Source organism: Ferroglobus sp. (assembly GCF_015521575.1).
Taxonomy (GTDB): domain Archaea; phylum Halobacteriota; class Archaeoglobi; order Archaeoglobales; family Archaeoglobaceae; genus Ferroglobus.
On the sequence record NZ_WANY01000151.1, the window covers coordinates 1 to 8,534 of the forward strand.

At 43.6% G+C, this 8,534-nt stretch carries 13 protein-coding genes; 3 read left to right on the forward strand and 10 right to left on the reverse strand.

Annotated features, from left to right (window positions below):
* The coding region (locus F7C14_RS06200; RefSeq protein ID WP_290900955.1) for an AMP-binding protein at positions 1 to 789 on the reverse strand (789 nt) is incomplete at its 3' end.
* Between the two features lie 41 nt (positions 790 to 830).
* The gene (locus tag F7C14_RS06205) at positions 831 to 1,034 is read right to left on the reverse strand and encodes a hypothetical protein (RefSeq protein WP_290900958.1); all 204 of its coding nucleotides are present in this window, start codon (positions 1,032 to 1,034) and stop codon (positions 831 to 833) included.
* 174 nt (positions 1,035 to 1,208) lie between these two features.
* Between F7C14_RS06205 and F7C14_RS06210 the strand changes: the two genes are divergently transcribed.
* From F7C14_RS06210 to F7C14_RS06220, 3 genes are read left to right on the forward strand one after another with little or no spacing between them, the layout of a single operon-like run.
* Positions 1,209 to 1,616, forward strand: coding sequence for an SCP2 sterol-binding domain-containing protein (locus F7C14_RS06210; protein ID WP_290900960.1), 408 nt, complete (start codon positions 1,209 to 1,211; stop codon positions 1,614 to 1,616).
* A 5-nt stretch (positions 1,617 to 1,621) separates the two neighbouring features.
* Positions 1,622 to 2,722 (forward strand): iron-containing alcohol dehydrogenase, encoded by a 1,101-nt coding sequence (locus F7C14_RS06215; RefSeq protein ID WP_290900962.1) that lies wholly within the window; start codon positions 1,622 to 1,624, stop codon positions 2,720 to 2,722.
* The gene (locus F7C14_RS06220) at positions 2,701 to 4,422 is read left to right on the forward strand and encodes an aldehyde ferredoxin oxidoreductase family protein (protein ID WP_290900964.1); all 1,722 of its coding nucleotides are present in this window, start codon (positions 2,701 to 2,703) and stop codon (positions 4,420 to 4,422) included. The genes F7C14_RS06215 and F7C14_RS06220 overlap by 22 nt, the downstream gene beginning before the upstream one ends.
* Positions 4,423 to 4,425: 3 nt before the next feature.
* Here the strand turns inward: F7C14_RS06220 and F7C14_RS06225 are convergent, their stop codons facing one another.
* The 8 genes from F7C14_RS06225 to F7C14_RS06260 form a co-directional block, all read right to left on the reverse strand.
* A complete protein-coding gene (locus F7C14_RS06225; protein WP_290900966.1) occupies positions 4,426 to 5,079 on the reverse strand; it encodes an acetate--CoA ligase family protein in 654 nt (217 codons plus the stop codon).
* A complete protein-coding gene (locus F7C14_RS06230) occupies positions 5,072 to 6,388 on the reverse strand; it encodes a CoA-binding protein (protein WP_290900968.1) in 1,317 nt (438 codons plus the stop codon). The genes F7C14_RS06225 and F7C14_RS06230 overlap by 8 nt, the downstream gene beginning before the upstream one ends.
* Before the next feature lie 375 nt (positions 6,389 to 6,763).
* A complete protein-coding gene (locus tag F7C14_RS06235) occupies positions 6,764 to 7,132 on the reverse strand; it encodes a DUF86 domain-containing protein (protein ID WP_290900970.1) in 369 nt (122 codons plus the stop codon).
* Positions 7,122 to 7,430 (reverse strand): nucleotidyltransferase family protein, encoded by a 309-nt coding sequence (locus tag F7C14_RS06240; protein ID WP_290900972.1) that lies wholly within the window; start codon positions 7,428 to 7,430, stop codon positions 7,122 to 7,124. The genes F7C14_RS06235 and F7C14_RS06240 overlap by 11 nt, the downstream gene beginning before the upstream one ends.
* Before the next feature lie 45 nt (positions 7,431 to 7,475).
* Positions 7,476 to 7,634, reverse strand: a complete 159-nt coding sequence (locus F7C14_RS06245) for a hypothetical protein (protein ID WP_290900974.1) — start codon at positions 7,632 to 7,634, stop codon at positions 7,476 to 7,478.
* Between the two features lie 165 nt (positions 7,635 to 7,799).
* Positions 7,800 to 7,931, reverse strand: coding sequence for a hypothetical protein (locus tag F7C14_RS06250; protein ID WP_290900977.1), 132 nt, complete (start codon positions 7,929 to 7,931; stop codon positions 7,800 to 7,802).
* On the reverse strand, positions 7,928 to 8,152 hold the full coding sequence (locus F7C14_RS06255) for a HepT-like ribonuclease domain-containing protein (RefSeq protein ID WP_290900979.1): 225 nt from the start codon (positions 8,150 to 8,152) through the stop codon (positions 7,928 to 7,930). Before F7C14_RS06255 ends, F7C14_RS06250 begins: the two co-directional genes overlap by 4 nt.
* Positions 8,149 to 8,430 (reverse strand): nucleotidyltransferase family protein, encoded by a 282-nt coding sequence (locus F7C14_RS06260; protein ID WP_290900981.1) that lies wholly within the window; start codon positions 8,428 to 8,430, stop codon positions 8,149 to 8,151. Before F7C14_RS06260 ends, F7C14_RS06255 begins: the two co-directional genes overlap by 4 nt.
* Between the last annotated feature and the right edge of the window lie 104 nt (positions 8,431 to 8,534).

The window sequence follows — 8,534 nt, forward strand, 5'->3', positions numbered from 1 at the left end:
CTCCTCTCTTATTAAATTAACCACTTCTCCTATTTTCTCGATCGAGTACCTTCCGGGAAAAACGAGCTTCGCTCCGGTGAGCGTTGCGGAAAAGAATATCCCCCAGCAGTTTGCGTGAAACATGGGAACGAGCTGCAGATACGTATCTCTGTGGCTTAGGGAGAAGTTTATAGCCACAGCAAGAGTGTGCAAGAACACGGCTCTGTGGGAGTAGTAAACTCCCTTCGGTTTTCCAGTAGTTCCAGAAGTGTAGCAAGAAATGCAGGCTGATCTTTCGTCGATAACTGGAAACTCGTAGTTCTTATCCCCAAGCTTGAGAAGCTCTTGGTAGGTGTAATCAAAATCCTCGCAGCCAATACCCACGAATTTCGCTTTAACTTTCGGAGCAATTTTTTCGGCAATTTCCTTAGCTTGAGAATCGACGAAAATCAACTTGGCATCGCTGTGGTTGGCTACGTAACTTATCTCCTCAGGATGAAGCCTCAAGTTGAGTTCGAGGAGAACGGCTCCGAAAGAAGGAATGGCGAAAAACAGCTCGTAGAATTCGAGGGTGTTCCAGCTTAAAACTCCTATTCTGTCTTTAGCAGAAAATCCAAGGTTTTCCAATGCGCTTGCCAACCTCTTCACGTCCTCGTAAACATCTTTATAAGTTGTAACAACTTTCTCTTCTCTTTTTGAAACTACTCTTCTCTTCCCGAATCTTAAGGCTGCATGCTTTAAAATGTTGATAAGATTCAGCTGATATTCATCGTTCATCGTGGAATTTAGTCCCCTAATGAATCTCGTCATTAAAGACAGAAAAGATTCAGCTTTATTAAAAATTTCGAAAATTAGGAAGTCATGACCTTAACGAATCCGTAGCCGGCGAAAACTGCGGCAATCAGTCCAGCGACTATGTATGCGATCCCTTCAGTTGGTGGAATTGCGTTTGAGCTAACGACCCAAGCCCATAATGCGGCGTTTTGAATGGACGCAAGCATTAATCCGGCGAAGATGAGCATCAAGAAGTACCTTTTTATTTTCTCGAAATCCATAATCTCGGTTGGAGGCGGGAGTAAATAAATTTTACTAAAACAACCCTTATATGCAGAAGTTTCGCCCTTTTAAATGGATGATGAAGCCCACGGGTTCTGAATAGTGATGAACATGCCCTTCGCTGACTCTCTCAAAAATTAAAAATTAAATTTGTTCGAGTCCTAAATACTTACATGCCCCGGTTCTTTTCCGATGAGTGGGTTAAAGAATACATGAGGCTGCTGAACGAGAGTAAGGAGTACGAGGAAGCTGCGAAAGACTGGGAGGGAGATTTTTTGTTCGTTGTGGAGCCGGATGAGGGTTTGAAAGAACCTCTATACGTTTACCTCGACCTCTATCACGGAAAAGCAAGGAAAGGGTTTGCTGTGGAAGACCCTTCGAAAATTTCTGCAGCTTTCGAATTTAGAGGGAAGTATTCTAACTGGAAGAAGCTTATCGCTGGAGAGATAGACCCGATAAAGGGGATGGTAACGGGGAAGTTCAAGTTGAAGGGCAGCATGGCTAAGGTTATGAGGTATGCGAGGGCAGCAAAAATTCTTGTCGAGATCGCTCAAAAAGTCGAGACCGAATTTCCGGGGTAATAAAAATGTGGAATTTCAACTCTCCAAAGATATCCTACGGAAGAGATTCGCTTGAAGTCCTTGAGAACTTCTCTGGAAAGAAAGCTTTAATAATCACAGACGAAGCTCTCTCATCGCTTAAGTACGATGAACTCGTCTCGAAAATATTTGAAAAAAGCGAGACTATTCTCGTTAAACCAAAGGAACCGTCTAAGGAGGAAGCCGTGGAGTTGAGTGAAAAGATTAGGGAAAAGGAGCCCGAGATTCTCGTAGCTTTGGGGGGAGGAAGCGTAATAGATCTTGTGAAGGCTGCAAGGATCCTGTCTGAAGTCGACATCGAGCCGGAAGAAATAACGCCCTTTACAAATTTAGAAGAGCTTGGATTTAAGGGAAGGAGTTACTTTGTTGCGATTCCAACAACGAGCGGAACCGGAAGCGAGGTAACTTGGGCTATCGTTCTGAGGGATGAAAGGGAGAAGAGAAAAATAATAATGGCGAACGAAAAAGTCATTCCGGATTTGGCTGTTGTCGATCCAGTTTTCGTTGAGAAACTTCCGAAGAAGCTTGTAGTGTCCACGGGATTTGATGCTTTATCTCATGCAATCGAAGCTTTTCTTTCTACCTTCAGCAACCCCTTTAGCGATGCTCTTTCCGTAAAAGCTATTGAAATTATCCTCAAAAATTTTGAAAAGTCCTACGAAGGAAATTTGGAGGCGAGGGAAAAAATGCACATTTCGGCAACGATAGCTGGCTTGGCTTTCAGCAACTCTCAAGTGGGTTTGGTTCACGCTTTATCCCACGCGTTTGGAGCGATTTTCGACATCCCCCACGGAGAGAGCGTGGCAGCTTTCCTCCACCCGGTTCTTGAATTTTACAAAAAGAAAGGAGTTGGAAGATTGGACGAACTGTCAAAATACGTTGGCGTTGACATCCTGAAGGAAGTGAGAAGACTTTCGGAAAGGTTCGGTGTTAAGAAAATTTTCGAGTTTGATTTCGAAGGTAAAATAAATGAGATAGTTAAAAAAGCAATGGAGGATAGCTGCATAGTCACAGCTCCGCTTATTCCGGAAGAGGAGGATTTGAAAAACCTTCTGGAGGAGATAGCGTGTATGCGGGAAAAATCTTGAGGGTGAATTTGGAAAGTAAGGAAGTGAAGGTTTTCGAACCTGAAAAAAGCCTCTACGAAGAGTTCATCGGTGGAGGAGGAGTTGCTGTAAATCTGCATTTGAAAATGGAGAGCTATAAGGCTGAGCCTTTCAGCAAGGAAAATCCGCTGATAATCATGACAGGCCCTTTGACAGCTTCTGCATTCTCATGCTCAAGAGCCCAGTTTACAGCAAGATCTCCGCTGACTTACGCCTGGGGGGAAAGCAGCTCTGGAGGGAAATTTGCCACCTACTTGAAGAGAGCCGGATGGGATGGAATAATAATTGAAGGGAAGAGTGAGAAGCCGGTATATCTCTACGTGGATTCTTCTGGAGCGGAGATAAGAGATGCATCTTCTCTCTGGGGAAAGACGACTTACGACACTCAGGAGGAGATCAGAAGGGATGAGGGAGACGTTAGCGTTGCTGCAATAGGTCCAGCTGGAGAAAATCTTGTCAGATACGCATGCATTTTGGTTGACAATTCGAGAGCTGCTGGAAGAACGGGAATGGGTGCCGTCATGGGGAGCAAAAATCTGAAGGCGATAGCTGTTGCAAAAGAAGAGAAGTTCACGCCAGAGCCGAAGAACATAGAGGAGTATAGAAAGGCTATGAACGATCTTTTAAACAGATTTAAAGAGAGTTTCATGGGCAAAATGCTGAAAGAGGTAGGTACTGGAGGCTACGTTGAATCGTCCGAAATGTTCGGAGATTTGCCGGTGAGGTATTTCACGAAGGGGGTTTTCGGAAAAGCTGAGAAAATTTCGAGCAACTACATCGTTGAGAAGTACTTCGAAAAGCACGACGGATGCTTAGGTTGTCCAATAAAGTGCGGAAAGGTTTTGAACTACAAAGGGGAGGAGTACCACCTACCGGAATATGAAACTCTCGCCTCTTACGGCTCTCTTTTGATGATAGACTCGGCTGAGGTTCTCATAGAGATGAACCACTTGGCGAACTCTCTTGGAATGGACACGATATCCTCCGGAGTTACGATAGGAATGGCTATGTATCTCACCGAGGAGGGAATAAAGGACTTCGGAATTAAATTTGGAGAGGCTGAAAAGGCTAAGCAGCTTTTAGAGGACATCGCTTACAGAAGAGGAATAGGAGATTTACTTGCGGAGGGAACTATGAGGATAGAAGAGAAGCTTGGCTTGGAGGGAATTGCAGCTCACGTAAGAGGGTTGGAAATTCCCATGCACGATCCGAGGGCTTTTTCAAGTTTAGCGGTTGCATACGCTACGAATAACAGAGGAGCTTGTCATTTGCCTCATCAAATGTACAATGTGGAAATGGGTATGAAGATCAAGGAGTACGGAATAGTCAGCGAGGATAGATTCGAAAGCAAAGGGAAGGGAGTAATAACGGCTAAGATGCAAAACTATGCTGAGATTTTTAACTCGCTGGTGATGTGCGTCTTCGTTCCGGCTAAACCCAAACAGATTTCAGCTCTTCTGACTTCGGCAACGGGGCTTGATTACTCTGTTGAGAGAATATACGAAATAGGAGAGAAGACGTTCCTCAAAAAGAGGGAGTTCAACGAACTGGCTGGGAGAGGGAAGGAGTACGACAAACTGCCGAAGATAATCCTTCAGCCAGTTGAAGGCGGGAGTGAAGGGCATGTGCCGGACATCGAGCTTCAGCTGAAGGAATACTACGAGTTCAGGGGGTGGAATTAAAAATTATAAAATGAACCTTGCGTCAGCCACAAAAACTCCCTCGGGTAGAGAAAAAGTTGGATTCAGATCTATTTCTTTTATTTCCGGATTTTCCTCCACGAGCCTCGACAGATTTACGAGAAGCTCTGCAATCTTTTCGATATCCCTCGGCTTCTCATCTCGGTATCCCGATAGAATTCTGTAAACTTTCGTCTCCTTTATCATCCTTAGAGCCTCCTCTTTATCTATCGGAGTTATTCTGTAAGAAACGTCTTTGTAAACTTCCACGAACTTTCCTCCAGTTCCAAAGGCGACAACTCCGCCGAATTGTTCGTCTTGAAAAGCTCCAACGAAAAGTTCTATTCCCCTCACCATCGGAGAAATCAAAACTCCTTCGGAGGAGAGGGATGTTAGCTTTTTAAAAGCATTCATAAGCTCATCTTTGCTCTTTATATCAAGCACGACTCCGCCTATATCGCTTTTGTGAACTCCCTTCGAAGACACGATTTTCATAACCACCGGGTATCCAAGCTCTTCCGCAGCTTCTACAGCTTCTTCTTCGCTTTTGGCAACTCTGTAATCGAGAACGGGGATATTGTAGTCTTCAAGCATTTTTCTACACTCAGGCTCGGTGGGATATCTTTTCTCTTTCAGAGCTCTCTTTATAATTTCATGCATCCGACCACCTCCTCAAAGCGACTAAAACCTTAGCAGCCCTCTCAGGAGTTGGAAAAACTGGAATTCCGTAGGAGTGCATCTTCTCAACTTCTCTTCTTTCTACATCTCCTCCACCTAAAAATGCCACCACAACGGTTTTTCCGAGCTTCACGATCTCAGCGGTAGCATCGGCGGCATTCTCTATTGGATCGCCGAAGATTAGGAGGAAAGCATCCACGAGATCGTGAGTTGCCTTAGCAACCTCCAAGTACATTTCAGCAGTAGCATCTCCAGTCAGGTCTATGGGGTTGTCGAGAATTCCGTGGGGAGGAACTATATCCTTCAACCTCGACTTAATTTCTTCGTCTGCCTCGAAAACTTTCACGCCGTTGCTCTCCAAAACATCTACCGCTAAAATTCCCGAGCCACCTGAGCTCGTTACGATGAGAATTCTGTCACCTTTAAAAGGTTTCAAATAAGCGAAAGCTTTTGCAAAGTCGTAAAGTTCTTCAAGGTTTTCAGCTCTTACCACCCCGCTTTGCTTGCATGCAGCATCGAAAACTTCATTTCTTCCAGCCATTGACTTAGTGTGACTTTGTACGGCTTTAGCTCCCCTCTCAGTCACACCGGGCTTTAAAACGACTATGGGCTTCTTGCATTTCTTTGCTGCTTCCATAAACTTCCTTCCGTCCCTGACTCCTTCTATGTAGAGAGCTATGACTTCAGTGTTCTCATCTTTAGAGAAGAAATTGATTATGTCCACTTCATCCACGTCGGCTTTGTTCCCCAAGCTCACGAAGGTGGAGAACCCTATTCCATCCCTCTGACTCCACTCAGCCATTGCTGCCGCTACTGTTCCACTTTGAGATGCGATAGCTATTTTCCCCTTCATGGTTATCAGCGGCCACGAAGCGCAGAAGTTGTGGTGGGTGTTGTTTATCCCCTGGCAATTCGGTCCTACAATCCTTATTCCGTACTTTCTTGCGATCTCAACGACTTTTTCTTCGAGCTCTTCATTACCAGCCTCTCTGAAACCTCCGGTGATTATCACAGCGTTTTTTACCCCCTTCTTGCCGAGGTCTTCCATAACATCGGGCACGAACTTTGCTGGAACGATTATCACAGCAAGATCGATTTCATCCGGAACTTCCAAAACGCTCTTGTAGACTTTCAACCCGAGTATCTCTCCCCCTTTCGGATTTATCGGATAAATTTTCCCCTTAAAGCCCCCTTCGACTATGTTCTTCAAAACAACATGCCCAAGCTTTCTTGGATCTGCCGAAGCTCCGATTACGGCTACAGCTTCAGGGTAGAACATTTTCTCCAACATTAACTTTCACTATTTATTATTCGGATAAAAGCGTGTCGGAATTTGCTTTCACTTTTAGATGCCTTGTTATAAAAAGAGCTGCCTACTGGAAATAAAAATCATCGGTAGTGGATGTTAAAGAAAAACGAATTGATTTTGACGGGAGTTGCACAGCGAGAAACTACTTGACAGCTAGGTCTTTACATAAGGAACTTTTTAATTACTGCGAAAATGAGCCTGAAACTGTTGAGATCGGGTTATAAATATGAGAGTTTGGTAAGCAAAATGCAGTTGAAGTTTTTCCGCTTAAATGAAGGACAAAGATGTTCTGGAACATGTTTCCTTTAACAGTTTCTTCGATTCAGTTCAGAACTGGCTGAAGAGTTTCGTTGCCGTCTATAATGCAGAGGTAGTATCTTGACAATCCAATTCCGACAACAACTTCAAAATCTTCTCCTTTAATTCGGGCACTTTGTTTCTGACTACATCCCAGACGATGTCTAAGTTAACTCCGAAATAGAAATGTATGAGTCTATCCCTCATTCCTGCTATCTTTCTCCACTCTATTTCGCCGTGCTTACTTTTTAGTTCATCCGAGATGTTTTTTACGGCTTCACCTATGATTTCGATGTTTCGCAGCACCGCATCTTGAGTTTTTATGTCCTCTAAAAATTCATCGTATGTCAAGCCTTCCGTATAGGCGAGAATTCTGTTACAAGCCTCAAGTATGTCAAGCAAGAACTCTTTATCGCCTCTACGGAACATATAAAACGCTCTCCTCGATCTCCTTTCGAATACTATGTATCCTTATGCTTCTTATACCCTCCTTAGTAATCAAATCTACCCTTTTACCGAGTAGTTTTTCTAAATATTCCACCAGATTCAGAAAATTCTCAAGGGTTGCCCGACCTTCCTCAAATTCTACAACTACATCTACATCACTATCTTCTCTCTGCTCTCCTCTCACGTAAGAGCCAAACAGACCTATCCTTTTAACGCCAAATCTTTTAATTTCTTCTCGATTCTCTTCTAATTTTTTCAGAATGTCCTCTAAGGCTAACATATCATCTGTTTTTTCGCATCTAAAAAACTTAAATCTTTTTTGACGTCATTCAAAGAAGTCTGTAAGCTTGGCATCTTTGCTCATTGCTTCACTTACAAGCCTATTTTTGCCAGTCAAAAATCCATTGAGTAGTTTTTTCCTTGCCGTCGTTAGGTAGGCTTTCTCTAAGCCAGTCTTTTGAAGAGTTTCGATTATCTCGTCCATTCTCTCTTTCTCCCAGAGCAACAGGACTTTGTGGGAACGTCAACGAGCTCCTTTGCATTTCTCAACTCCTCAAACTTCCCTTCGTGAGAATCGAGGAGGCAGATATCTCTTTCTCTTAACCACAGAGCTTCTGTTCCATACTTTTTATCGGGAACTCCTTCGGCTTTACCATCTAATCACCTGCCCCTCTAAAATCTTCAAAATCTTAAGCTTTAATTCTGGTACCGTCCTCTTTAACAACTTTCCAAACTTCCTGAGGTTTACACCGAAACAAGCGTGAATGGGAACGTCTCTCATACCAGCAATCTGCCTCCGAGGAACATCGGGACACATCTCTCTAAAATCGTCAGGTTATTCTTCACAGCCTCTCCAATTATCTCAAGCCTCCTCAAAACGGCATCCTGAACAGGAGAATTTCCATAAAACTCTTCTTCGTCAATATCTGCAGTGTAATCCTCTATTTTCTCGATATTCTCCAAGATGTCCTCAAGAAATACCTTAACGTCCCTTTTCTTCAAATTATCACCACCTGCTCTTTCAGTATTCTCTCCTTCAACCTCGGCTTAATCGCATCGAATTCAACCAAGTCAACCTTCCTGCCGAGAACATCTTCAAGTTCGAGCTTCAAAGCCACAAAGTCGAGTAAACTAATACCTCTGTCGATTTCAACGAGTATATCGATGTCGCTGTCTTCCCTCATCTCTCCTCTGACTGCTGAACCGAAAATAGATGCTCTTCTGACACCGTATTTTCGCAGTATAGGAACTACTTTTCTCTTTATTTCCTCAATGTTCATACAACTACCACCGTCCAAGCTATTGCAAAGTTTAATACAGCGGAAAAATAGCTTAAATTTTCTTGTCGATCTTGAACGTCATCAAAGCCTCATAAGCATACATA